30 protein-coding genes are annotated in these 25,461 nt (G+C 35.3%); 29 read left to right on the top strand and 1 reads right to left on the bottom strand.

The features are described 5' to 3' along the window. The 21 genes from DW830_RS11530 to DW830_RS11435 all read left to right on the top strand — a co-directional run bounded on the left by DW830_RS11530 (position 1) and on the right by DW830_RS11435 (position 18,990). A complete protein-coding gene (locus tag DW830_RS11530) occupies positions 1-1,077 on the top strand; it encodes an NAD/NADP-dependent octopine/nopaline dehydrogenase family protein (protein ID WP_119250019.1) in 1,077 nt (358 codons plus the stop codon). Next, complete coding sequence (locus tag DW830_RS11525; protein ID WP_119250018.1) at positions 1,067-2,932, top strand: cobalamin-binding protein; 1,866 nt, start codon at positions 1,067-1,069, stop codon at positions 2,930-2,932. Before DW830_RS11530 ends, DW830_RS11525 begins: the two co-directional genes overlap by 11 nt. Then, the gene (locus tag DW830_RS11520; RefSeq protein WP_119250017.1) at positions 2,929-3,447 is read left to right on the top strand and encodes a cob(I)yrinic acid a,c-diamide adenosyltransferase; all 519 of its coding nucleotides are present in this window, start codon (positions 2,929-2,931) and stop codon (positions 3,445-3,447) included. The genes DW830_RS11525 and DW830_RS11520 overlap by 4 nt, the downstream gene beginning before the upstream one ends. Before the next feature lie 162 nt (positions 3,448-3,609). Continuing rightward, positions 3,610-5,061, top strand: a complete 1,452-nt coding sequence (locus DW830_RS11515; RefSeq protein WP_119250016.1) for a lipopolysaccharide biosynthesis protein — start codon at positions 3,610-3,612, stop codon at positions 5,059-5,061. A gap of 5 nt (positions 5,062-5,066) precedes the next feature. Further along, complete coding sequence (locus tag DW830_RS11510; RefSeq protein WP_119250015.1) at positions 5,067-6,107, top strand: hypothetical protein; 1,041 nt, start codon at positions 5,067-5,069, stop codon at positions 6,105-6,107. Between the two features lie 6 nt (positions 6,108-6,113). Further along, positions 6,114-7,178 carry an EpsG family protein gene (locus DW830_RS11505; protein ID WP_119250014.1) on the top strand — a complete coding sequence of 355 codons (1,065 nt, stop codon included), beginning with the start codon at positions 6,114-6,116 and terminating at the stop codon, positions 7,176-7,178. Between the two features lies 1 nt (position 7,179). After that, the gene (locus DW830_RS11500) at positions 7,180-8,037 is read left to right on the top strand and encodes a glycosyltransferase family 2 protein (protein WP_119250013.1); all 858 of its coding nucleotides are present in this window, start codon (positions 7,180-7,182) and stop codon (positions 8,035-8,037) included. Then, the gene (locus tag DW830_RS11495; protein ID WP_119250012.1) at positions 8,021-8,833 is read left to right on the top strand and encodes a glycosyltransferase family 2 protein; all 813 of its coding nucleotides are present in this window, start codon (positions 8,021-8,023) and stop codon (positions 8,831-8,833) included. The genes DW830_RS11500 and DW830_RS11495 overlap by 17 nt, the downstream gene beginning before the upstream one ends. 2 nt (positions 8,834-8,835) lie before the next feature. Then, a complete protein-coding gene (locus DW830_RS11490; protein ID WP_119250011.1) occupies positions 8,836-10,188 on the top strand; it encodes a PIN domain-containing protein in 1,353 nt (450 codons plus the stop codon). Positions 10,189-10,363: 175 nt separating this feature from the next. Continuing rightward, a complete protein-coding gene (locus DW830_RS11485) occupies positions 10,364-11,095 on the top strand; it encodes a 2-C-methyl-D-erythritol 4-phosphate cytidylyltransferase (protein ID WP_119250010.1) in 732 nt (243 codons plus the stop codon). A gap of 12 nt (positions 11,096-11,107) precedes the next feature. Beyond that, complete coding sequence (locus DW830_RS11480) at positions 11,108-12,133, top strand: NAD-dependent epimerase/dehydratase family protein (protein ID WP_119250009.1); 1,026 nt, start codon at positions 11,108-11,110, stop codon at positions 12,131-12,133. A gap of 6 nt (positions 12,134-12,139) precedes the next feature. Then, entirely contained in the window at positions 12,140-13,048 is a 909-nt protein-coding gene (locus DW830_RS11475) for a phosphorylcholine transferase LicD (protein ID WP_119250008.1), read from the top strand. Between the two features lie 6 nt (positions 13,049-13,054). After that, positions 13,055-13,870, top strand: coding sequence for a glycosyltransferase (locus DW830_RS11470; RefSeq protein ID WP_119250007.1), 816 nt, complete (start codon positions 13,055-13,057; stop codon positions 13,868-13,870). A gap of 16 nt (positions 13,871-13,886) precedes the next feature. Next, positions 13,887-14,222, top strand: a complete 336-nt coding sequence (locus tag DW830_RS11465; protein ID WP_147487261.1) for a hypothetical protein — start codon at positions 13,887-13,889, stop codon at positions 14,220-14,222. 7 nt (positions 14,223-14,229) lie between these two features. After that, on the top strand, positions 14,230-14,490 hold the full coding sequence (locus tag DW830_RS11460) for a hypothetical protein (protein WP_119250005.1): 261 nt from the start codon (positions 14,230-14,232) through the stop codon (positions 14,488-14,490). 14 nt (positions 14,491-14,504) lie between these two features. After that, a complete protein-coding gene (locus DW830_RS11455; protein WP_147487260.1) occupies positions 14,505-15,221 on the top strand; it encodes a hypothetical protein in 717 nt (238 codons plus the stop codon). A 265-nt stretch (positions 15,222-15,486) separates the two neighbouring features. Continuing rightward, a complete protein-coding gene (locus DW830_RS11450; protein WP_147487259.1) occupies positions 15,487-16,104 on the top strand; it encodes a putative phage abortive infection protein in 618 nt (205 codons plus the stop codon). A 90-nt stretch (positions 16,105-16,194) separates the two neighbouring features. After that, entirely contained in the window at positions 16,195-16,848 is a 654-nt protein-coding gene (locus DW830_RS11445) for a sugar transferase (protein WP_119250002.1), read from the top strand. A gap of 6 nt (positions 16,849-16,854) precedes the next feature. After that, the gene (locus DW830_RS16140; RefSeq protein WP_199656134.1) at positions 16,855-17,298 is read left to right on the top strand and encodes a hypothetical protein; all 444 of its coding nucleotides are present in this window, start codon (positions 16,855-16,857) and stop codon (positions 17,296-17,298) included. Beyond that, positions 17,217-17,396, top strand: coding sequence for a VanZ family protein (locus tag DW830_RS17385; RefSeq protein WP_158573492.1), 180 nt, complete (start codon positions 17,217-17,219; stop codon positions 17,394-17,396). Before DW830_RS16140 ends, DW830_RS17385 begins: the two co-directional genes overlap by 82 nt. 319 nt (positions 17,397-17,715) lie before the next feature. Further along, entirely contained in the window at positions 17,716-18,990 is a 1,275-nt protein-coding gene (locus tag DW830_RS11435; RefSeq protein ID WP_119250000.1) for a DegT/DnrJ/EryC1/StrS family aminotransferase, read from the top strand. Positions 18,991-19,258: 268 nt separating this feature from the next. Here DW830_RS11435 and DW830_RS11425 read toward each other — a convergent pair whose 3' ends face one another. Then, positions 19,259-19,513, bottom strand: a complete 255-nt coding sequence (locus tag DW830_RS11425; protein WP_089542550.1) for a hypothetical protein — start codon at positions 19,511-19,513, stop codon at positions 19,259-19,261. Positions 19,514-19,882: 369 nt separating this feature from the next. Here DW830_RS11425 and DW830_RS11420 point away from each other — a divergent pair, with 369 nt between their 5' ends. From DW830_RS11420 to DW830_RS11380, 8 genes are all read left to right on the top strand, one after another. Then, positions 19,883-20,035 carry a protein tyrosine phosphatase gene (locus DW830_RS11420; RefSeq protein ID WP_119249998.1) on the top strand — a complete coding sequence of 51 codons (153 nt, stop codon included), beginning with the start codon at positions 19,883-19,885 and terminating at the stop codon, positions 20,033-20,035. 183 nt (positions 20,036-20,218) lie between these two features. Continuing rightward, positions 20,219-21,550 (top strand): AAA family ATPase, encoded by a 1,332-nt coding sequence (locus DW830_RS11415; RefSeq protein ID WP_119249997.1) that lies wholly within the window; start codon positions 20,219-20,221, stop codon positions 21,548-21,550. 144 nt (positions 21,551-21,694) lie between these two features. Next, on the top strand, positions 21,695-22,183 hold the full coding sequence (locus DW830_RS11410; RefSeq protein ID WP_147487258.1) for a hypothetical protein: 489 nt from the start codon (positions 21,695-21,697) through the stop codon (positions 22,181-22,183). A gap of 570 nt (positions 22,184-22,753) precedes the next feature. After that, on the top strand, positions 22,754-23,026 hold the full coding sequence (locus tag DW830_RS11400) for a hypothetical protein (protein WP_119249995.1): 273 nt from the start codon (positions 22,754-22,756) through the stop codon (positions 23,024-23,026). Next, positions 23,019-23,309 carry a type II toxin-antitoxin system VapC family toxin gene (locus tag DW830_RS11395; protein ID WP_119249994.1) on the top strand — a complete coding sequence of 97 codons (291 nt, stop codon included), beginning with the start codon at positions 23,019-23,021 and terminating at the stop codon, positions 23,307-23,309. Before DW830_RS11400 ends, DW830_RS11395 begins: the two co-directional genes overlap by 8 nt. A 56-nt stretch (positions 23,310-23,365) precedes the next feature. Next, positions 23,366-24,256: a hypothetical protein gene (locus DW830_RS11390; RefSeq protein WP_119249993.1), complete on the top strand. Its 891-nt coding sequence runs from the start codon at positions 23,366-23,368 to the stop codon at positions 24,254-24,256. 363 nt (positions 24,257-24,619) lie between these two features. Beyond that, positions 24,620-24,889 (top strand): hypothetical protein, encoded by a 270-nt coding sequence (locus tag DW830_RS11385; RefSeq protein ID WP_119249992.1) that lies wholly within the window; start codon positions 24,620-24,622, stop codon positions 24,887-24,889. Beyond that, on the top strand, positions 24,880-25,215 hold the full coding sequence (locus tag DW830_RS11380; RefSeq protein ID WP_119249991.1) for a type II toxin-antitoxin system RelE/ParE family toxin: 336 nt from the start codon (positions 24,880-24,882) through the stop codon (positions 25,213-25,215). Before DW830_RS11385 ends, DW830_RS11380 begins: the two co-directional genes overlap by 10 nt. Positions 25,216-25,461 lie beyond the last annotated feature (246 nt).

Genomic DNA, 25,461 nt, shown 5'->3' with positions numbered 1-25,461 from the left:
ATGAAAGTTTCTGTAATAGGTGCGGGTAATGGTGGTCAGGCCATTGCCGGCTATTTGGCTATGAATGGATATGAGACATCACTTTATGATATTAACGAAGCCAAAGTTGAAGAATTAAAAAGAATAGGTGGTGTCGAATTACAAGGATGTATACATGGCTTTGGAAAGATAGATACCATAACTGCAGATATTGGCGAAGCCATTGAAAAATCAAAAATTATTATGGTGACAACGGTTGCCAATGCACATCGTGATGTTGCCAAGAGTATAGCTCCTTTTCTGGAAGAAGACCAGATTATTGTTCTTAATCCAGGCCGTACTTGTGGTGCACTTGTCTTTAACCAGGCTTTGAGACAAGCTGGTTGCTCAAAGCATTATTATCTTGGCGAGGCTCAAACTTTGGTATATGCCTGTCGCTTGATAAAAAATGGAGTAGTCAATATAATTGGGGTAAAGGATGAAGTCTTCTTAGCCGGTCTTCCATCGGCTGATACACAATATATATTGGATAAAATTAAACCTTTGTTTCCAAGTTTTTATAAAGCTGAGAATGTGTTGCAAACTAGTTTGGAAAATATAGGTGCTATGTTTCATCCTTGTGTCTGCTTATTTAATGCTGCGACCATAGAGCGTCAAGATGAATTTTGGTTTTATCGTGATATGACAGAGCAAATAGCTAGTTTTATAGAAAAATTTGATGCTGAGCGCTTAGCTGTTGGCAAGGCTTATGGAATAGATTTATTGAGTGTAAACGAGTGGATAAAATTTGCCTATAAAGATACCGAAGGAACTTCTTTGTGTGAGAGAATGAAGAACAATCCTGCGTATCACGATATAAAAGCTCCCGGTTCTATTTTTACAAGACAGCTGACAGAAGATATTCCTACAGGTGTACTACCGATTATGGAATTAGGTAAAGCTGCAGGAGTAGATGTTCCACTTATGTCCTCTATGGTAATTACCATAGAAGCGTTACTAGGTATGGATTTTCATACCAATGGTCGTTCATTGAAAAATTTGGGATTATCAGGAATGTCTAAAAAAGAAATATTAAATTTTATATCAAATGGAAAATAAAGTTGTATCTAATGATGTCTTTGGTTTCGTCAAGCCACGAGTAGATGTGCATACCATGGGCATTTATACTATAGCTAATCTTTTGCGAGATTGTGGATATAAGGTAATCTTAGCAAAAGATGATGTAAATGAAGCGATAGAAAAATTACAAAAAATAAACAATTATAGCTTATTTAAGCATTGGCTATTGAGTAATAAGATAACTAGAATAGGCTTTAGTTATCGAATGGATCCTCATGATGGATGTGATTACTTTATGACAATGTATGAACATTTAAAAAGTGATAATATGCTAGTTACTCAGGGTGGTCCAATTAAGGAAATTTCCTTTGCAGGACTTCCTGATACTTGCGAACTCATAGTAGGTAAGACAGAAGGTAAAATTCTTGTATTCCCAGGCGATGAAACTCCTATAGAGTCGCTGAGAATGTATCATGTCCCCGAAGAGTTCCTTCCATCTACGTTGTCGAACAACAATCCCTACGATAAAATGAGATGGGATTTTGCTAAAGATTTGATTGAAAGTGAACGTTGGAAATTAGAGCCTTCTCAAGATCATTTTGGTTATAAGGAGTGTGGACAAGATAATGATTCCTATTTGGCACGTTTGGAATATGCACGACAAAAGCATTCCTTACCTATCATAAGAACTCATTCCGGCCCGTATAATCCCAATCGTATAGATGCTTTGAATGAGTATAATTCGTGGTGTCGGGATTTGGCTAAGTCCAATTTGCTTGATGTACTCTCCATTGGTAGCTCCCAGCTTACTCAATCCAATTTTGGTGAAGATTGGGAAGGCAAGCCAAATGGTGGTGGTGTCCCTGTTAATTCAGAAATAGAATATCAAGTGATTCGAGAGAATGCCAAACCAATGTTGGTACGTACCTATTCAGGAACAAAAGATGTCCCAGGATTGGCACGTATACATGAGCGTAGCTTAAATATTAGTTGGCATGCTTTAAGTTTTTGGTGGTTTGATGAACTTGATGGTCGAGGTAACAATACGTTGCTGGATAATTTGAGAGAGCATTTTGAAGCGGTTAGATATATCGTTACTACAGGAAAGCCTGTAGAGCCAAATGTTCCACATCATTTTGCTTTCAGAGGTGCAGATGACATAACATATATAGTATCAGGTTTTTTGGCAGCAAAAGCTATAAAGTTAATGGGCGCTAGGCATATGATTCTCCAAAATATGTTAAATACTCCTAAATATACTTGGGGTGTGCAGGATTTAGCTAAGGGGCGTTGTATGATAAAACTTGTTCGAGAATTGGAGGATGATAATTTTAAAGTCAGCCTTCAAACTCGTGGCGGTTTGGACTATTTTGCACCAGATCTTGAAAAGGCAAAAATTCAACTAGCGGCTGTTACATGTATGATGGATGATCTTGAACCTGAGAATGACAATAGTCCTGAAATTATACATGTAGTGAACTATTCTGAGGCTGTTCGCTTGGCTACCCCTCCCGTTATAAAAGATAGCATACGCATTACGTTATCTGCGTTACACCGTTATCGTTTTGCTAGAAAAATGGGTGTAGTGCCAAATATGCTTCATGACACCGATGTTCAGAACAGATATGAGGCATTAATATATGATGCACGCAAAGCTATTCAGCTTCTTGAAGAAAATATACCAAACTTATATTCTCCTGAAGGATTTGAGCGTGTATTTAAGGAAGGATTCTTAGCAGTACCTTACTTGATGGATCAAAACCATAAGTTTCCTAAGGCAACGATGTGGAAAACTGCCATTAAAAATGGTGGAATCAGTGTTGTTGATGATGAAGGAAAAATTATTTCTACAGAAGATCGTTATCATTATATAATAGACCACATGGAGAGATGAAAATATATACAAGAAAAGGTGATAAAGGCAAGACTTCCTTGGCAAGAGGAACTATCGTTGACAAAGATGACTTACGTGTCGAGGCATATGGAACAATAGATGAGCTTAATTCATATTTAGGACTTTTGTCTTCATTGGTAGATGGTTTAAGTCTCGTTGATATCCAGCGTAAACTTTTTCTTATAGGAGGTTTTCTGTCAGACGAAAAAGCTAAAAGTATAGTATTGGATAGTTCTTGTGTTTTGGAATTAGAAAATGAAATAGATAAATATTCTGAGAAATTGGAAGAGTTGCATCATTTTATTATTCCTAATGGTTGTAAAGCAGCATGTCTTTGTCATGTTTGTTGTACAATATGTAGAAGAGCAGAACGTAGAGTTGTACGCTGTCTTAAATACGAAAAAAAACAAGGAGCTAGTGTTGCTATACAATATTTGAATCGTTTGTCTGATTATTTGTTTGTTTTAGCACGCTTCTTAAATAAAAATGTAGGTGTAAGCGAAATACCTGTTTAGATATAAAACTAATTCATTAGTAATTGGATTTGTTATTTATTCAGATAGTCCCTTAAAGGATGGATAATAGCTTCTGTACATTTTTGATGGTGGACTCATTAAATCAATTAGTGGACTCATTAAATAAAATGACAGACTGCATAAGCAGTTATTGTTTTTAATATGCAACAAGAATCATTAAAGAATAAAACCATAAAAGGAGTAGGGTGGAGTGCTGCTGATGCTTTACTTGGACAGGGAGTAACATTTATTGTCGGTTTAGTATTGGCTCGACTCTTATCACCTGATGAATACGGATTGATTGGTATTTGCTTAATCTTTACAACGGTACTGAATGGCATTGTTGATAGTGGATTTAGCAATGCTTTGATACGTAAGAAGGATGTTACAGATGAAGACTATAACACTATGTTTACGACTAATATGGCTATTAGTATAGTATTATATGTTCTTCTTTTTATAAGTTCTCCTTTTGTTTCAGATTTCTTTCATCGAGTAGAATTAATAGCATTAGTTCGAGTTACAGGCTTGATACTTTTTTTTAATGCCCTGTCTATAACCCAGGTAACAATTCTCACAAAAAACATAGATTTCAAGACAAAGACTAAAGCTTCTCTAGTTTCTGCCATAATTAGTGGTGTGATTGGCATTGCTATGGCATTTATGGGATATGGCGTTTGGTCTTTGGTTGCCCAACAGCTTTCTAAACAGTTGTTATATACTTTATGTTTGTGGGTTTTGAGTAAATGGTGGCCCAAGTTTACATTCTATAAGGATAGTTTTAAGTATATGTGGGGCTTTGGTTGGAAGCTCCTTGCTAGCGGTATTTTGAACAATGTATGGAATCAATTATATCAGGTTGTTATAGGAAGATGCTATACTTCTTCAACCCTAGGACATTATACTAGAGCTAATGAATATGCAAGCATATTTTCATCTAATCTTACATTAATAGTCCAGCGCGTTAGTTATCCTGTATTGGCAGAAATACAGGATGATAAGGAACGTATGGTTCAGGGATATCGAAAAGTCATCAAGGTTACAATGTTCGTTACGGCGGTATGTATGATTTCGTTAGGGGCTGTTTCTGAACCATTGATATATACTTTAATTGGCACAAAGTGGCATGAGGCTGCAACATATCTTCCTTTAATATGTATATCAATGTCTTTGTATCCTTTGCATGCAATCAATCTTAATATTCTTCAAGTTTTAGGACGAAGTGATATATTTCTTTATTTAGAAATCCTTAAGAAAATAGTTGGAATAGTTCCGATAGTAATAGGAATCTTTTGTGGTATTTACTATATGCTATTGGCCTCAATCCTTACAGGTGTTATAAGTTTATATCTTAATACATGGTATACAGGTAAAACACTTAATTATTCTTTTTGGAAACAATTGCGAGATATTACACCTTCATATTTTACTGCATTGGTTATTGCTTTGGCTGTCTATTTTTTGAAATATTTGTCATTACCATATTATATAGTATTGATGCTTCAGATTATAGTAGGAATAGTTGCATGCATAACCATAAGCGAAATTTTCAAGTTTGATGAATATAAAGAGTTAAAGACAATTGTGATAAAATTGGTTAATAGAAAGAAATAACAAATATGAATTATCCAAAATTTAAAGTTTGTGTTAGGTGTTTTACCTTTAATCAGGCTGATTATATAGAAGATGCCATGAATGGTTTTACAATGCAACAAACAGATTTCCCTTTTGTTTGTTGCATTGTAGATGATGCTTCTACAGACGAAGAACAAAAAGTTATTAAGAGTTATATGGACAGACATTTTAATCTTTCAGATTCTTCAGTCTCATATAAGAAGGAAACTAATTATGCCAATATCATATATGCTCAACATAATAGCAATAAAAATTGTTTTTTCGCAGTTTTATTATTAAAAGAAAACTTGTATTCGAAGAAAGAAAGTTATAAGAAATTTGAATATATTTCTGAATGGAGTGAACTTTGTGAATATGAAGCCATGTGTGAAGGGGATGATTATTGGATAGAATCTAAGAAAATACAAAAACAAGTTGAATTTTTAGATAATAATTCATCATTTGCTATGTGTTATAGCTCTGTTTCTTGTTATTCTCAGCAAAAGAAAAAAATATTGTCACAAAAAGATGGTGGCCCTTATGAAAGTTTTAGAGATTTACTTAATATAAATGTAATACCAACACCCTCAACTCTGATGAGGCGTTCATGTGAATTAGAATATCTTTCAGAAATTAGACCAGAAACAAGAAATTGGTTAATGGGTGACTATCCTAGATGGTTATATTATTCATACCGGTGGAAGATTAAATATATGAAAGATGAGGTTTTTGCTGTATATAGAGTGTTAGGAGAATCTGCAAGTCATTCTACAAATTATTCAAAGACTAAAGCTTTTGTTGAAAATACTTTTGAAATCTCTCGTTTTTTTGCAGAATACTTTAATCAAAATGAATTATATAATAATGATAATTTAAACCGAAATTTATTTTTGGTTGCATTCTCTTTTGGAAAATTAGACGAAGCTTTGCTAAAGTTTAAGATAATTAAGAACAAGAGCAAATCGTTATGGATAAAATATATAATATGCCATTCTCGTATTCTTTATAATATTTTAGGTAAATTTTTCTTTGTTGTCATAAAATAATAACTGATGAATGCTTATATTTATATACTTATTTTAGCAATACTTAATTGCTTTTTACCAATTAAACGTCAAAAAACCACTTCTTCGATACTTCTTTTTATTATGATGTTAATGTGTGGTTTCAGAGCGTATGATGTTGGTACAGATACAGTTAATTATGTAGCATATCAGGAGGCTTCATTTATCTCTGATTATACATGGGGACCTTTATATATCGTATTAAAGCTTATCGCTAGCCTGTTTCCTTATGAGGGAACAGTTTTTCTTATGTTAATGGCACTGTTGACCTATTGCCCTTTAATATATCTTTCACGAAAATATTCAGTGTTCCCAGGATTATCTGTATTGATGTATATTATTCCATGTGGCATCTTTTTTAATGAAAGTTTCAATATAGCAAGACAATCTATAGGTATTGTATATATATTGCTAGCAGCAGTTGCTCTTCAAAATAAAAAAAGAGAGCTTAGTTATGGATTAACGTTATTAGCGTTCTTTTTTCATCCGTTCGTAATATTCTTTGTGTTTATCTTTTTCTTAATGAAAAGGCCTTTTACTAAAAAGTTTGTAAGATGTCTTTTATTAATTACAATGATATTAGGACTTTGTGGAACATTAACAGGTATAGATTCGATATTAAATTCTATGGCTGCAATTTTTGCGGGTTCATCAAGTGATTTATTATTGAAATTTACAAAATATGGTAATGGTTATGATATCCAATCAGGTTTCTCTTTAGTTGGGCAATTGAGCCATATGCTACCGATGGTTGCACTTTGTTGGATAGGAAGTAATAAACGTACAAAAAATAACATTTATTTTAAAATGATGGTTTGTGGTAGTGCAATAACTAATTTATTAGTTTCTGTTATATTTTGCGAACGTTTTGCGTCTACTTTTACTTTAGCACAATTTTTAGCTGTGCCATTAATTTATAAGACTTCCAGCAAAATTAACAAAATAATTTTAAAAATAATATTGTTGGCAACGGGAATGCTTTATGTTTATAATTTATATCAATCTTCAAAAGATGTAGATTTGTGGACACCTTATCATACAATTTTTAATTAGGATGAAAAACAAAAAGACTGCTATTTTATTAGCGACATATAACTCCGAGAAGTATATTGGAGCTCAGATTGATTCTTTGCTTCAGCAAACATATAAAGACTGGATTTTATATGTGAGAGATGATTGCTCTACAGATAAAACTCCTGATATTTTAAGAAAATATAAAAATCTTTATCCTAATAAGATAATGATTTTAGATAATTATGGTCAAAGTCTTAAGGCGTATCGAAATTTTGTTGATTTATTGCAAAGAGTAGAAAGTGATTATTATTTGTTTTGTGACCATGATGATGTTTGGTTGCCGAATAAAGTTGAAATTTCTATTAACAGAATAATAGAGTTAGAGCGTCAATATACAAGCAAACCAATAATTGTTCATACGGATATGAAGGTTGTTGATCAAAATCTTAATGTAATATGTAATTCTTTTTGGAAATTTTCAAATTTATTACCGGATAATTCCACATTTGAGGAAATGGTACTTTGTAATAGTGCGAATGGTTGTGCTATGGCATTTAATAATCAGGCTAAAAAAGTATCTCTTCCAAATGTAGAATATGCTACTATGCATGATATGTTGTTAAACCAATCCGTATCTGCACAAGATGGTATTATATTAGCTATACATACTCCAACAGTATTGTATCGTCAGCATGCGAATAATGTCGTTGGCGCTTGTAGAAGAAACTTTTGGTTTTATGTAAAAAAAATGATGTCACCTCTCAAAATCCTTCAAGATAATCTCAGATGTTGGAGGATGGCGAATGGTATTAAAAATATATCTATATTTTCTTTTTGTTTAACAAAAATTAAAGTCCAATACTTAAAAAGAAAAGTGAAATATGATGAATATGAATAATTCCCCTCAGTTTTCATTGATAACAATTTGCTATAATAGTGCTTTAACCATTGAGCGAACTATTAAGTCTGTCTTAGGTCAAACTTTTAAAGATTATGAGTATATTATAGTCGATGGTGGTTCTAATGATGGTACATTGGATATTATTAAACGTTACGAGTCTTCATTTGAGGGACGTTTAAAATGGAAAAGTGAACCTGATAAGGGAATTTATGATGCAATGAATAAAGGTGTCTTACGAGCAAATGGTATCATTATTGGTATAGTTAATAGTGATGATTGGCTCGATGCAAATGCTCTTTCTTGGGTATATAGTAAATTTTTGGAAAATGGCAGAGATGAGGATTGCTTGTATTGTGGAGGAATTGTTTATCATAAAAATGGTATCCAGCGTGAATGGATGGTCAATTTAAATTCCTTTTATAAGCAGACACATCTATATGTCATGTCAGGAATACGTCATCCGGCTACTTTCGTTCCTGCAAAAATTTACAAGAAAGTGGGACTCTTTAATGATAAAATGAGATTGTCGGCAGATCAGGATTTTATTTTAAGATGTTTTTATTCAGGCGTAAAATTTGTCGAAATAAACAAAGTCTTGTCTAATATGGCTGCCGGAGGGTTATCCACTAGTGGAGCGAAGAAAGCTTGGAAATATTCTAAACATGATAGAAAAATTATGTTGCGTGGATTTAATAAAAAAGGTTTGGCATATTATTGGCTTTTTTATTCATGGTTGCTTAGAAATAAAATAAAGAATTTAGCTCGCTTTATTAAACTTTATAAAGGTGAATAATTATGGATATCTATCAACCGCCACATTTTACTCAAGAGGAAGAAGATGCGTTGTGGCAGAAAGCCACAATAGTCTTTGATACTTCTGCTTTGTGCAGCTTGTATGATCTTACAGACCATTATCGCCTGACCATGGTATCTATTTTGTCTTCTTTAAAAGATAGAATTTGGATACCATATCAAGTAAAAGAGGAGTATTTGCGCAATAGGAAAAAAGCGATAACAAATCCGCTAGTAGAGAAATATCGTCTTCCTGAAGTGACAAATAGTCATTTTGTAAAAGCTGTAAGAGAATGTATAAAGCAATGGGAAACTAATAAATATTATCATCCCTATATAGATTCTGACCAGCTTAAAGATTTGAAAGATGAAGTAGAAGAAGCTAATAAGCATATTAGAGTAATTAAGGATTTAATCAGAAACCAGTATGGTTCCAGAATCGCTGAAATTAATAAGATAGCAGAAAATGATTCCTTGTTGGAACTTGTTAATAGCTTAAAGACAGGTTCTCCTTATTCGTATAAAACGATTTTGGAAATTATGAGAGAAGGAGACTTTCGCTATCGTAATCAAATTCCGCCTGGATATGAGGATGCAAAAGGTAAAGAAGGGATTCGTAAATATGGTGATCTGATAATCTGGAAATCTCTTCTTGATTATGCCAAAGAATCGTCTTGTGATATTATTTTTGTATGTAATGACAATAAGAAAGATTGGATCCAACAAACTGGAGTAGATAAAGGTAAACCTCAGCCTGAACTTCTTGTTGAGTTTCTGGAAGAGACTGGTCGTAAGATTTTGTTTTATAAGCCTTCTTCGTTTATTGAAAAGCTTAAAGCTCTTTATGGTAAGAAGCCGGATGAACTTCCTCTTTTTGATGAATTGGATAATGTTGTCTATGCTCTTGGACGTCTTGCTCATGAACGACAATTAATTCAAAGTCATTCTGGGGATAGAATTTATCTTCGATGGCAAAGTTGTGGGCATGAATTTTCTATTTGGACTGATGATTTATATTTAGATTGGGAATCATCAAGTTATGATGACCGGGAAATGGGTGAAGAAATTGAATGGTGTTCTGAATCGAGTGTAGATTGTCCTTATTGTGTAAACGAAATAAATTTATCGTTTTATGCATATGAGTATCCCGTAGGAGTATTCAATGAAGGTCATGTTGAGAGTGGTGGGGCTGATTTATTGAATGATCCAGATATTGAAAAGATTAGTCCGATATCTGATAACTTTAGTTCTTCTGATGTTTGTTGTAAATGTGGCGAAGAGGCAAGAGTTGATGATATGGGATTATGTGAGGGGTGTAGATTAGAGTATGAGGAATATATAAATTCAAAAGATTAAAAAGCAGCCAGGTCTACCTGGAGACGCAATCTTGAAAATCTTCAATTAGCTAAATTGATAATCGGATGGTGTTCTTTGAGATAAAGATAGAAAAGATCTTTTCTTAGTGGATTCGGTATATTGTATACTTAATGCAAATAAAAATTATTTTTTTTACTTAATATAAATATTAATTATGAACATAGCACTATTAACGGCTGCCGGTTCTGGAACAAGAATGGGGCAGGATATACCAAAGCAGTTCATGAATATAGATGATTGTCCTGTAATTATCTATACTATGCAAGCTTTTCAGAATCATCCTCAAATTGATACAATTGCTGTAGTTTGTTTAGAAGGATGGGAAATGGTTTTGAAAGCTTATGCTAGTCAGTATGGAATAACCAAGTTGAAATGGATATTTCCTGGCGGGGATAGTGGTTTTCAATCTATACGAAATGGATTATTAGGATTGAGAGAACAAGGTGTAGGTGATGAAGAAGTTGTTATTATCCATGATGGAGTACGTCCTTTAGTATCAGAGGATATTATTTCAAATAATATTAAGATTTGTAACGAATATGGTTATGCTGTAACTGGACTTCTTTGTAAGGAAGTAATTATGGAATTTCATGCAGATAGACAGAACTTAAGTTATATTGATACTCCTCGTGAACGATTGTGTCGAACCCAGACTCCTCATACTTATCATTTAGGAACTATTTTGGCTGCACAAGAAAAAGCTCTTCAACAAGGTTTGGGAGGAAGTAAAACTGCAGCAATGTGCCAGATGGTAGGTCAGATTGGTATTGATGATCAACATTTGGTTTTAGGTTCAGAAAAGAATGGACTTAAATTGACTAATGTTGAAGATATTGAGTTGTTTAAAGCATTACGTCATGTGTCAAAGGCTCCATGGCTTAAATAATATTTTTATATAATGAAAAATTTTAAGAAACATATCCTTTATCAAGAGGATATTCATAATATTTTGAATACAATTGATACGGATGAACTGTCTGGAAAAACTTTTCTTGTAACAGGAGCAACAGGTATGGTGGGAGTAATGCTCATTGATGTTTTGATGAAAATTCCACTTACGAAGGTAATAGCTGTTGGTAGAAATAAAGAAAGAGCGCAAGTTAGATTGGGTGAATACTATGCTAAGTCTAATTTTAGTTTTATAGAACAGGATGTACAAGTTCCTTTTCCTGAAGATTTAAAGGTTGATTATATTATTCCTTTAGCGAGTAATACTCATCCACTCGCTTATTCTCAATTTCCAATAGAGACAATGCTGATAAATATAGAAGGAGCACGCAATGCTTTGGATTTAGCAGTTTCTTGTAATGCGTCTGTTATTTATCCCTCCAGTGTAGAAGTTTATGGTAATTCTATAGATGGATGTTTTTTTTCAGAAAATTACAATGGACGATTGAATTTAGAGAATTCTAGAGCTTGTTATTCTGAATCTAAACGTACATGTGAGGCATTATGTCAATCATATAAATCAGAGCGTAATGTTAAAGTTAAAATTGCTCGTTTATGCCGTATTTTTGGTCCAACTATGTTGTTGTCTGATACAAAAGCTTCTTCTCAGTTTATATTGAAAGCAATAGCAAATGAAGACATTGTTTTAAAAAGTGAAGGTATTCAGTTTTTTTCTTATACATATGTTGCAGATGCAGTAATAGGTTTATTAACCATTCTTTTGAAAGGTGAAATAGGTGTTCCATATAATGTTAGTAGTGAAAAAACTAATATACATTTAAAAGATTTTGCAGCACTTTGTGCAGAAGAAAATGGAAAGAGAATAATATTTGATTTGCCTTCAGATACTGAGAAAAAGGGATTTAGTATTGCGATGACAGCTATTCTTGACAATAATAAAATAAAAACTATTGGGTTTGAGCCTAGATATGAAATGAGGGATGCTATTCATCGAACTATAGAAATTTTAAAATAATAACTTATGAAATCAGAAAGTCAGATAATGAGTGAATTGTCACATAAGAGTGACTATTTAAGAGAATTGTCTCCTGAGGAATCCGCTCAACTTAAGAGTGCAATTCTTGATATATATAAAGATGTTGCAGCTCTATGCGATAAGTATGAGCTAACATATATGATGTCAGGAGGTACTTGCTTAGGAGCTGTTAGGCATCAGGGGTTTATACCTTGGGACGATGATCTTGATGTAATGATGCCTCGTGCTGATTATAATGTGTTGCTCGATTTGTTGGAAAATGGAGAATTAGGTGAAAAATATGAATATACTTATCCAAATAAAAGCTCAGATGCAAACACTGTATTCTTGAAAATCTTTAGAAAGAATTCTAAAGATGTTGAAATTCATAATGTTACGTCTCCTTTTCCAAAAGGTATATTTATGGATGTTTTTCCATTAGATGTAGTTCCTAATAGTATTTGGGGGCAGAAGATAAAGGGATTTATAGCAAATAGTATTCAGTTTATATCTATTTGTAGACTTTATACACAATATCCTAGTCCTCAATTGAAGGAATTTATGGGCCTGGATTCTAGTTTAAAGAAGCGATATGTTTTTAAAAAGATAATAGGTACTTTGTGTGGTTTTGCATCTCATAGTAAATGGATATATTGGTTTGATAAGTTTGTCGCTTCTTCCAAAAATGGTAATCAATGGGGAATTCCTACAGGGCGTAAGTATTATAATGGCGAGATATTTGATATGGATGTATTTGTTCCTGTGACAAAAGGTTCTTTTGAAGGATTGCAAGTAAATCTGCCTCATCAAACAGATAAATATCTTAGAAATCTTTATAATAATTATATGGAATTACCACCATTGGAGAAGAGGGAAAGACACTTCATTTGTGAATTTGAACTTCCAAAAGAATAATTTGATATGAGAATTGCTGTAATAATGTCTCTTTATCTTAATGATAATGTTGACTATGTTTCGCAAGCTATAAATAGTATATTGAATCAAACATATTCAGATTTTGACTTTTATATTCAATATGATGGTCATGTAAAGGATGATGTTGATTTATATCTCTCCAGTTTATCAGATACTAGGATTCATATCTATAAAAGGGATGAAAATAAAGGATTAGCTAAATCGCTGAATGAGTTGTTGGCTGTTGTTATGCCCTTTGACTATCAATTTATAGCACGTATGGATGCTGATGATATTTCAACCCCGGATCGATTTGAAAAGCAGGTTAATTATTTGCAGAATCACCCAGAAGTAGATGCGGTAGGTGGAGCTATCAATGAAATTGATGAAAATGGCATGAATAGAGGAAAAGTTACTTCTTATCCTTGTACTGCAGATGAGTGCCGTGCTTTCTTTGCAAAACGAAATCCTGTGGCTCATCCAACAGTAATGTTCAGACGCAGTTTTTTTGATAAGGTTGGTTGGCTTTATCCTACAGATTATGTTCGTAATGAGGATACTAGATTATGGCATGAGGGATATAAGCACGGATGTAAGATAGCTAATATACCTGATGTTGTTCTTAATTTCCGAATGACAGATGATATGTTTAAAAATCGACGCAATGGTAAGGAGTTTGCTAAAAGCCAATTGAAGTTGCGGATGCAAATCAAGAAAGATTTGGGCTATGGATTTATGGCAGTAGTTTATGCCTATGCTATGTATTGGTTGATGATATCGCCAAGTTGGTTGTTAAAGCTTGCATATAAGGTTTTGAGATAATTGATGTATTAGAATTATGAGATACTATTATGATAATAGACCATTAAAGTTATTGTGTTCTGATATGGAAGTTAAAAATATAGTAAAGACTTTTATTTCAGAGCATAAAGGAAAGTCGTTTACCTTTTCAGAGTTAAGTCAATTCTTGGTTGATTTTGCTGATGAGAATCATCTTTTAGATAAAGAAGAAGATACTACCTATAATGGCATCATTCTTACTGATTTTGACGGTAAACGGTTGTCATTGATTTTGGGCGAGTTCCTTCTTGAAGGCAAAGTGTTTATCAATTTCTATAGAAATCCTTTTTGTAATATATCAAACGAAGATACTATCTTTATTGTAAAATCGTAGTTCAGATATGGCAAATAGTTATGCTTTAAATTTATATAGTATTCGATTACAGAAGCGCTTCGATACCAAAAAAGAATATATATTATCAGATTTCGGGGCTAAGCAAGATATGCTGTCGATTATCGAAAATATGTTTGAGTCTTGGAAGTTTAAAGGTAAGATGACCCAAAAGAGCGATGGAGCTACAGTCGAGAAAAATCAAATACTAAAAGTTGATGAGGAAAAAGTTGTGAAGATACACCAAATGATGATGGCTCTTTTAGCTTGACCCGAATTGGGCGTATGCTTGAAGGTGTGATAATGTATGGAGAATCAGGAACTTCAGAAGTAGTTGTTAATTCAAACAACGGTAAGTATCTTTATACTAAAAAGAAAGAGGATGCTCCATTAAAGCCTTTCTTTTTTAAATTTTATATACCAGAGAATTCTGTAGTTGGCTTCCTTATTGTTGAAAGTATGTCATCTAGTGGCATTGCAACTATCATACAGAGAAACTTGCTCAACTTTTATTCTCAAAAGGATAATGATGCCATTCTTAAGATTCAGCCTGTAGGCATTTCTGAATTAGCAGATTCTGCGATGGAAAAATCGAAGGGAGTTAAGCGAATTACATTGCGTAGTATTAGTAATGCTGGCTTTAATGTTTCTAAGTTAGCAGGAGATCATGTTACTAATAAAGATTATACTGTAGATTACGTTATTAAAGCCAAAAGTGTTCTTTTTCAAAAGAATCTCTTTGACAAATTACGTTCGTCTAGAAATGCACAGTCACAGTTTTATGAGATAGATGGTCAAAACTTTGAGGATATTTCTGTGACGATGAATATTGATGGTCATGAGCGTACTCTATCTGTAGGACAATTTTCAAAGTTAGGAACCTCTATGGATATAACAAACAAAATAGTCAAAGGTGACGATGGATATCCTACTTATGATTCAATTAATAAACAGGCCATGATATTGATATCTTTGATTAAAAAACAATATGATTTAAAATGAAACAAACTAAGATTCTATTATATGCTTCCTATGCTTTGCTTTTAATATGTCTTATTTTGTTGGGCATATTTCTTGCAGTTCTATGGCTTGGTGAAGATTATGTCGGTATGTTTTCTTTCTTGTTAGACCCATTGAAAGATAATTTTGGCGATATGATGACTGGAACAATTGGTATTTATTATCTTTTGCGTCAACCTTATTCCTTTTCATTACCTTTAAAGAGCAGCGTAACCAGTTTAAATTGTCAGAGAAGTCGCAAAAGATTGTGTCTTTTGAAGAGACTTTTTTCAATATTATGTCTCTTCTTTCTGATGTTAGAAGAACTACTATTGAAAGTTTGAAGAATCACAAGGTTTTATCTATTGAGGGATATTATTATAATTTTGTTAATTATGCTCATTCCTTAAGTAAGTCTTCTGTTGCACAAAAGTACTTTGAGGATTTGAGTACAGAGAATCCTTTGGATTCCGTTATTGAAGCTGCTAGGAATGAGATAGGCTTGTATTATAAGGAGTATGTGGATTCCACAGAGGGTAATATAGGTTATTTCTTCAGATATATTTTTAATACTGTTAAGTTTGTTAAGGAGCAGGATGGGAATATCATTAAGAAGCAACGCTATATTAATTTGTTGCAGTCTCAGTTATCTGATGAGGAGCTAGCTTTACTCTTTTATGATGCTATTTCACCATATGGTAAGAATAAAAAAGGTGAGTATGTCTTTTATGAGATGTTGGAAGCTTCTGAAATGTTGGAGAATATCAGTGAAAGAGTCCTGATTGATAGCAGTCATGCTAAGTTCTATCCTTTGACTAAGTTTAAATTTTTGTCTAGAAGAGAGTTGGCTGAAGTAATTGAAAGAAGACGGAAGATAGTATTCTGACAATGAGGGTTTACATATCTTCGAGAATTCCGTATTTTCTTTTTTTTCTTAGGGATAAACTTTTATACGTTTTTAAATAAATAAAACTATATGCTTTTCAAAAGATTATTTGATATAGTAGCATCCCTTTGCGGTTTGCTTTTGATATGGTGGTTATTCCCGCTTGTGGCTTTTCTTATTCATAAGAAGATGCCGGGAGGTTCGGCTTTCTTTGTTCAGAAGAGAGTGGGAAAGGGTGGTAAGTTGTTTAAGTGCCATAAGTTCCGCTCGATGGTGGTGAGTCATAATGGTTCGTCGGTATCGGTGGCGGGTGATAGCAGAATCACTCCGTTTGGTGCGAAGCTCCGCCATTATAAGATTGATGAGTTGCCTGAACTTTGGGACGTGTTGATTGGTAACATGAGTTTTGTGGGGCCTCGTCCTGATGTTCCTGGTTATGCTGATAAGTTGGAGGGAGATGACAGGGATGTGCTGAAGCTTCGTCCTGGCATCACTGGTCCTGCTACCTTGAAATATCGTCTGGAAGATGAAATGATTTCTGTGTATGTGGCAAAGAAACAGGCTGAGGGTGATACTCGCCCTATGCAAGATATTGCTACAGAATATAATGACAAGGTGATATACCCTGATAAGGTTCGCCTTAACTGCTATTATTATCGCCATTACTCCTTCTGGAAGGATATCGAAATGATATTCGCTACCGTGCTTGGTAGAAAGGTGAAGTTTGCAGGGGAGGAAGTTTAGTGTTTCATGGATGAATTCTACGAATGGCTGAATCCTAGGATTCCTGTAGAGTATGTACTCATCTCCTTTCTTGTGCTTTCTGTTGCACTCGTGATTGGGATGCTGGTGATGAAAGGGAGTAGGGCGAAGAGGTTCGTGCTTGGGTCTTTGCTTGCGGAATATTACTTCCTGGTGCTTTGTTCTACCGTGATTTGTAGAGTAAGTCATGGGGAACGGCATATTGAGTTGATTCCATTTTGGAACTATCTTGATATTTGGAATCGGGTGGATTATCCTGCTGACTTGATTGAAGTGTTGCTGAATATTGCTCTCTTCGTGCCGATAGGATTGTTGCTTGGAGGACTTGGTTTAATACCAAGAAGATTCTCTTGGCTGGAATCTGCTTATCGGGGATCATTGAGGTTTCACAATTCGCCTTCTGTAAAGGGCTTTGTGAAACGGATGATGTAATACATAATAGTGTGGGGGCATTTCTAGGATATTTGGGATTCCTAGGAATTCTTAAAGGGAAAAGAATTTTGTTTTCGAAGTTCTCTGGCTTTCTTTAGAAAGAAGATTTTTTTCGAAAACGTACCCATACTTCTTTACCATTAAAGAAGGGTTTCTAAAATCATCCCGTCCTTCTTTACCATTAAAGAAGGCTCCACCTCTCTTCTCGGTCTTCTCCCCTCAGGGAAGAAGAGGGAAACCGCCCTCCGGTGCTCGGAACCGCTTCGCTTTATGGTTGGCGGACCATCAAAGGTCTGCGCCATGTTGTGCGGGCTGGGACCGCCTGGAGATAATGGGTTGCTTGATGGGGCAGATTGGAGAAGCTTGGGGATAGTGAGGGGAATTTGTTAATGAATAAACTTTAAATACAATATACAAATGGAAGAAAGAAAGACGATTTATCTTTGTCTGGCTCACATGAGCGAGACTGGTGAGGAACAGAAATATGTGAAGGAGGCTTTTGATACCAACTGGGTGGTGCCTCTGGGGCCTAACGTGAATGGTTTTGAGGATGACCTCAAGGCTTTCGTTTCAAAAAACAGCGATGGCTCTGAGTTGTCTCGTGAGGTGGTAGCGCTGAGTGCTGGTACTGCTGCCGTTCACTTGGGTTTGCTGGCTTGCGGTGTTGGTCCTGGTGATGAGGTTTGTGTGCAGAGCTTTACTTTCTGTGCTTCTTCTCATCCTATTACATATCTCGGTGCTACTCCTGTTTTCATTGATTCTGAGCCTGATTCATGGAATATGGATCCGGAGTTGCTGGAGAAGGCGATTATCGACCGTAAGGAGAAGACGGGTAAGTATCCTAAGGCGATTGTTCCTGTTGCTCTCTATGGTATGCCTTATGATTGCGATAAGATTATGGCGATTTCAGAAAAGTATGGTATCCCTGTAGTGGAGGATGCTGCTGAGGGCTGCGGTTCTAGATGGAAAGGTCAGGTATTGGGTACATTCGGTAAGTTCGGCGTATTGTCATTCAATGGTAACAAGATGATTACTACTTCTGGTGGTGGTGCCTTGATTTGTCAGGATGCCGAGAGCAAGAACAATGTGATGTGGTATGCTACTCAGGCTCGTGATGCTTATCCTTACTATCAGCATACTGCCATCGGTTACAACTACCGTATGAGTAATGTGTGTGCGGGTATCGGTCGTGGTCAGATGACTGTATTGGAGGAACACATCGCTCACCATAAGCATGTACAGGAGTTGTATAAGGAACTCTTGAAGGATGTTGAGGGCGTTACCTTGCATGAGGCTCCTAATGCTGACTATGATTCCAACTACTGGCTCTGCACCATTACACTTGATCCTAAGCTGAAGATTCAGGGTCAGGAGAATGCATACAAGGAGGTAGTGAAGACTGCCGTTGGTGGAGCTGCTGGTGTGATTCACATGGTGGATACTCCTACAACTGATTGTCAGCCAAATGAGAATGTGGAGGCATTGCGTGTCTTTATGTTGAGCAAGAAGATTGAGGCACGACCAGTATGGAAGCCTATGCATAAGCAGCCTGTTTATCAGGATGCTCCTGCATACGTGAATGGTGTAAGTGAGGCTATCTTCAAGGTAGGTGTCTGCTTGCCAGCTGGTCCGATGGTATCGGACGATGATGTTCGTTACATTGTAGAAAGTATTAAAGAGGCGATTGTATAATCGCCTCTTTTTTTGTATATGGTGGATGTTTTTGCTATATCTTCCTCTATTCTGTTGTGTGGGCTGGATTCGCCTTGCTAAAGGTATGTAATACAATATCCTAAACGAATTCTATATATATTACGATACCCAACAAGTTTCTTGCAGTCAGAGATATCTTGAATGCCTTTGGCTGCTTTAACTTCTACTATCGTACGTTTTAAAGAATCGAGCATCTTGCCAGAAAGACGTTTGGAAGCTTTGATAAAGGCTTTGGAAAATTCGACATTCATACGCCTAACCACTTTTCAAAATCTTCTTGTTCTTCTTTGTTGGCACGGATGAGACCCTCTGGCTGCTCTTTTCTTAATTTGGCATAGAGCTTCGCGTCTTCGTAATCCTCGGCTATACCATTAAGTATATCCTCTATATAGTTTTTGAGGTTGGTTCCCTTCTGAATAGCCATAATGGATAGGGTCTTAAAAGTATCATCTTTTAAGTCGATGATCTTTCTTTTAGAAGGTGTTACTGAAACTGTACTCATAATTGTATTTGTTTAAATGGTTCTATTTTGGTGCAAAGATACATAATATATTCCATATATATGGTATATCTCGATATAAAATTAATAAAGATTAATAGTAGAATGAGAATGAAATAACAGCTTTTTTGCGAATTTCTTGTTATTCTAAAAGATTCCCACAGTTTTTTTGATCTATGCGGTCATTGGGAATAGGGGCACGCAGATGGCGCAGATGACGCAGATCTTGACCTGTTCGGTTTGGGATTTCGCAGATTTCGGGAGATTTTGCTGATGTCTTGCAGAATTTTTGCTTTTTTCTTGGTGGTTTCATAGAAAAAGCGTAACTTTGGCGGTAGAATGTTGAACTAGAATAAATAGGAGGAAGAATATATGGATACAACAAAGTTAACAAGGGAAGAGGCTCTACGCCGTTGGAATGCTTCTAAGGAAAACAAACGTAAAATGGTGGAGAAACTGGAGAACTTGGTTCGCAAAAGCTGTCTGGAACGTACAGGTAAAGAACCTATAGGGGTAGAAGGTTAGAGGAGCATGGCCACCAAGTGGTTTACTTCGATACAAATATACTCGTTTTCTTGTTAGATGAAAAGAAATCCTTAGACATATAGCGCTATAATCGTTTCAAAAAGTTAAAAAAGAGCGTTTTGTTGCTTAAAGATTTGTTTTTTCCAAGAGAAATCTTTATTTTTGCTTTAAAATGGAATTGTTATGAGCAAATATAGATTTAACATAAGCGATTATCATGCCATAGAAAATGCTGATATTCTGGTAGATGGAATAACAGTTTTGGCTGGACCTAATGGAAGTGGCAAAAGTACTATTTCCAAATGGTTGTATTATATGGTGGATGTTGCCACTAGATTCGATGAGTATGTAGGCAAGGGTGTAAATGATGAATTCAAACATAGTTTGCAGATTCTTGCACGTGCTATTCGAGAAATATGGGGGTATCGCAGTAGTAGAAGTGAAATCTTGTCGTTGGCGGCCAATATTGATGCTTTGAAAAAAGAAATTAATGTTGGAGCAGCTGTTGATGAGGTGGCTAAAAAATATAATTCTATAGTAGCCGAGTTTACAGAACAGGTAAGACCTGAGTTTCTTTCGGATGATGTATCTGCCTTAAGAAAGGTGAGGGTTATAAACTATTTAAATCAATTAATAGAGGATTCTGATAACATTGAAACATTTGATAATTTTGAGACGAAAATGTTTCAACAGACCGATAGGATGCTTGATGATTGGGAAAAGCGACTTAGTACACGCTCTATAAAAGACGTATATAGCTTTATTGAGGAGTATCTTCGTGAAGATGATGTTGCTCCAGAGTCGATGCAACTTTGGGAGGATGATGTCAATATAATCTCTGAGGAGAGTCTGGGCTCATTGTTTAACATAGAACGAGCTATTTATATTGATACACCTATGGCATTGAATGCTAAAAATTTGGCAGACAATGTGTTCTTGCAGCGTCTTCATGGTAACATGACTCATTCTCTAGGTAGGACTTTGGATAAGTCAAAGATGCTTCTCTTGCGTATCGCTCGATTGCTTAATGGTAAAATCTCACAGATTGATAGCCTTCTAGGCGAGACAGAACTCTATTACGAACGAAAAGATGAGCATCTTAAATTGCCTGTGGAAAAAATAGCTACTGGTATGAAGACTTTTGCTTATCTTTATCAGTTGATCAAGAATGGATATTTGGTTGATAAAACTATCTTGATGATTGATGAACCTGAGGTTCATTTGCATCCGCAGTGGATTGTGGAATATGCCAGACTGCTAGTTTTGATACATAAGACATTGGGAACGAAACTGATTTTGGCTAGTCATGATCCCGACTTTATTGCTGCCATCAAGGCCATTGCCAAAAGAGAAGAGGTGTTGGAGGAGACAAACTTCTACATATCTTCCAGCGAAGAGCAAGAATGTTCTTATCGTTATAACTTTAAGTGGTTAGGTAAAGACATTGAGCCTATTTTCGAATCGTTTAACATAGCTTTGGAAAGGATTCAGCAGTATGGCGACACAGATATTTGACAATGATTTTCTTCATACACATCCAATCTACCAGAATGTGCATTCATCGGTATAGCCAATTATGATAATAATCATAAGAGTGGCTCTAGTCTGCTGATGGTGGAATTGAGATTGGGATATCAGTCAGCCAAGAACATAACGGCATTGAGCTTAAATAATAAGGTTAAGCATACGATGACTCTTTTGAATGCAGCTGAATTTCCAATTTCACAGGATGCTATTTTTGTCTTTAAGGCAGATGTTTGTCAGCAAGCCAAACATAAGTTGGATGCTTTAGGTCATTCCAATACTTCTAGAAGAAAATGGATAGTAATGAGCCCCGATATCTTCGGAAAAGCTTATATGGCAAAAGAAGATATTCCGTATGTTCCATTGCATAACTATAAAGCAGTATTGGCAAACTTTTGTCGTTTGATAGATTCGCATCTTTGGGATGAAGTGGAAAGGAATTTTGAAACTTGGGGAAGCAAAATGTATAGCAGAATTTCTTACATAAGTCAAGAGCGTGAATTGTTGGAAGATATGCTGCGTAATGTTTGGAATAAAATTGCATCAGAGAAAGATAAAATAGATGCAGATACGTGGGATTATATCAGCCTTATCAAGGAGGATTACCCACATATACTTGGTTAGGGGTGCTGAGTAGTTACCGTGACTGCAATGTGGGTTAAAAATACATAAAGTTTTTGTTATGTTATTTGTGTATTGAAAAAATATTATAACGTTGCAAACAAAAAATTGATAATGAAAAAAGAGCAATATACTGTTATAGACTTATTTGCGGGCTGTGGAGGTCTTTCTTTAGGCCTTTATCAAGCAGGATGAAATGGCATCTTTGCTGTTGAAAAGAATCCTCATGGTGGATACTCCTACTACTGATTGCCAGCTGGTCCGATGGTATCGGATGATGATGTTCGTTACATTGTAGAAAGTATTAAAGAGGCGATTGTATAATCGCCTCTTTTTTTTGTATTAGCCGAACATGTAGATTTCAACTTCGTCCTCTTCCTGCAGGGTTTTCTGCCTTGAGATAAAAGGCACGCAGATTTCGCAGATGACGCAGATTTTGACCTGTTCGGTTTGGGATTTTGCAGATTTCGGGAGATTTTGCTGATGACTTGCAGATTTCTTTCTTTTTTCTTGGTGGTTTAGAGAAAAAAGCGTATTTTTGTGGCAAAGTTGAACGTTTAAAAGGAGAAGATTATGAATATGGTTGCTTTAAGTAATAGGCTTGCAAGTAAGGTTCCTCATTGGCATGAACTCGAAAAGTTAAGCAAGGAAGATAAGATAGAAGTTATTGCCTTACTTTCCATGTCGATAACAAATGCAGAGGAAATCAAAGCACCTGCCGACAGAACAACGGAAATGATAGAACGTTGCTGTGGTTCATGGGTTGGTGAACAGTCGGCAGAAGATATTATAGCAAATATCAACGAAAGTAAAAAGTCAAAGTCAGAACCTGTCAAGTTTGGATGATTATGAATTACTTTATGGTGCTCAGTGTAGCGATAGACCGTCTGAGAATATAAAAGCAGTATCTGTGTTTTGCCAGTATGTAACAATATTGCCAATGGTAAATGTTTGGAATGAATTTGCTGTTCAAAAGGCTTTTCTCCGTAAAAAAGGTCAGCTTATTGAAGATGCTGACATAATTATTGGTACTACAGCTATCATAAATAATATGGTTATGGTTACAGAAAACGTTAAGCACATAGGAAGGCTTAATGGTATTGTTGTTGAAAATTGGATGGAAAAATAAAAAATATATTATTGACGCTGTTTGCTGATTGCATTTTGATAGTTGGAGGATAGATTATGGTTGTTTATGTTGCAAACCCACTTTATGATGCAGTGTTCAAATACTTGATGGAGGATAATCGTATCTCTAAGACCATTCTGTCAGCATTGTTGAAGAAGAAAGTTATCGATGTGAAGATTCGCAGGAATGAATATGCAAATCTGACTCGTCGTGAATCTATCTCCATGTTCAGAATCGATTTCGCTGCTACTGTTTTAGATGAAGATAATCAGCCACATTTGATGTTGATTGAGCTTCAAAAGACTTGGCTGCCAACTGAGACTTTGCGTTTCCGCCGGTATCTTGCTCTGCAATATAACAACGAGGAGAATATGCGGAAGGAAGAGCATGGAAAGTATGCTATTCCTATGGTTGCAATCTACCTCCTTGGACATTGTGTCGGTGAGATAGAAGAACCTGTTATATATGTCAACCATCATGCTTATAATTATGATGGTAAAAAAGTAGAGGCGGGAATTCCTGATCCTTTTGTTGAGAGTTTGCAGCATGATAGTATCATAGTGCAGATTCCTTTGTTGCATGGTAGGGTTAACAATCGCTTAGAGAAGGTTCTTTGCTTGTTTGACCAGACGAATGTTGCGGATAATAAAAAGGTGATCAAGGTTGATGATAAGCAGTTTGAGGGTGACAATGATATGGAATATATTGTTCGTCGTCTTCAATCGGCTGCAGCTGATCCTGATATGAGGTATCAGATGAATGTTGAGGATGAATTCTTCTCAATCTTAGAAGAAAAAGATACCCTAATAATGCAATTGAATGAATTGAAGGAGAAGGATGAGATGCTTCGTAAGATGATTAAGGGAATGCAGGAAAATGGCATGTCGCTTGATGAAATTGCTAAGATGTTGAATAAGACAGTGGATGAAGTAAAACAGATTCTTTAGGTAGTATCTTGTAATTGGCAGTTATGAAGATAAAAAGCATAAAGATAGAAAAAATATATGGTAAGTCAGATTATATTAGCTACGCATTCTCCTGGTATCATTATGGATGGATGGGAACAACTGGTTACTAATATTTCTGATTTGATTTCTATTAATGATTAGATTTTGTATTCGTATATGATAACTTTTTTTGTAAAGGTTTACGAAATATAGATATAGACCTATTCGGTCTTTGAATTTCGCAGATTTCGGGAGATTTTGCTGATGACTTGCAGATTTCTTGTTAATTTCTTGGTGGTTTAGAGAAAAAAGCGTAACTTTGGCGGCAGAATGTTGAACTAGAATAAATAGGAGGCTAGAATTATGTATACAACTGGTAATACAGCAAATATGGTTCTTCCATATTGGAATGAAATCAAGAATTGGAGTCGGGAAGATAGAAGTAATCTTGCCGAATTGATACAGATGTCTCTTTATGATGAGGAAGATGGAAATGATGATTTGATAAATCAGCTGTCACCAGAACTCATGAAAGAGTTGGCGGAGTATGCTGTTAAAGAACATCGTGCTGGTCGTTGCTTGACCCAAGAACAAGTAGAAAAATCTGTCATGGAGGCTATGGGATGGAACTGAGATGGTTACCTTTTGCTTCAGAACAACTACGAGCAGATATGCAATATGTTGTTGATAACTTTGGAGAGATAACTGCAAAGAAATCTCTTCGAAGAATTCTTGATAAGGTTAATGAGCTGAGGAAAAATCCTGATATAGGAATTTGGGACAAAAAGTTTTCTTCAGATGGCATTAAGGTTAGGCATCTCAATATTGGTCCTAATATGGTTTTTTATTTGATTGATAGATATGAAGTGGTTGTTATTGCAGTGATGCATTGCAAGCAGTCTTCTTATGTTATCAATCGTGCGATTCGATATGCATTGAAGAATTTTTTTGAATCGTAAGTATTCTTTTACCTTTGCACCCGGAATCACGAAAGCTAAAGTTGGTTAATATACCCTCAAATCCGCAACCTATAGGGTTTAGTGGGATTTTGCTTGCAAAGCGACAAAATTCATTTTATTGTACATATTTCTTGCATAACAGAAATGTCGCAGACACAAAATCCCCTTACCCCATAAAGCGACTTGAGGTAATACGCTGGTTTAACCAGAAAAGCATGGTCTTTAACCAAAGTCTGTCTTGAACAG

Origin of the sequence: Prevotella sp. AM34-19LB (genome assembly GCF_003468525.1) — a bacterium.
In the GTDB taxonomy this organism is placed as follows: domain Bacteria; phylum Bacteroidota; class Bacteroidia; order Bacteroidales; family Bacteroidaceae; genus Prevotella.
The sequence above is the reverse complement of the archived record's forward strand: the minus strand, read 5'-3'. Positions and strand labels throughout refer to the sequence as shown.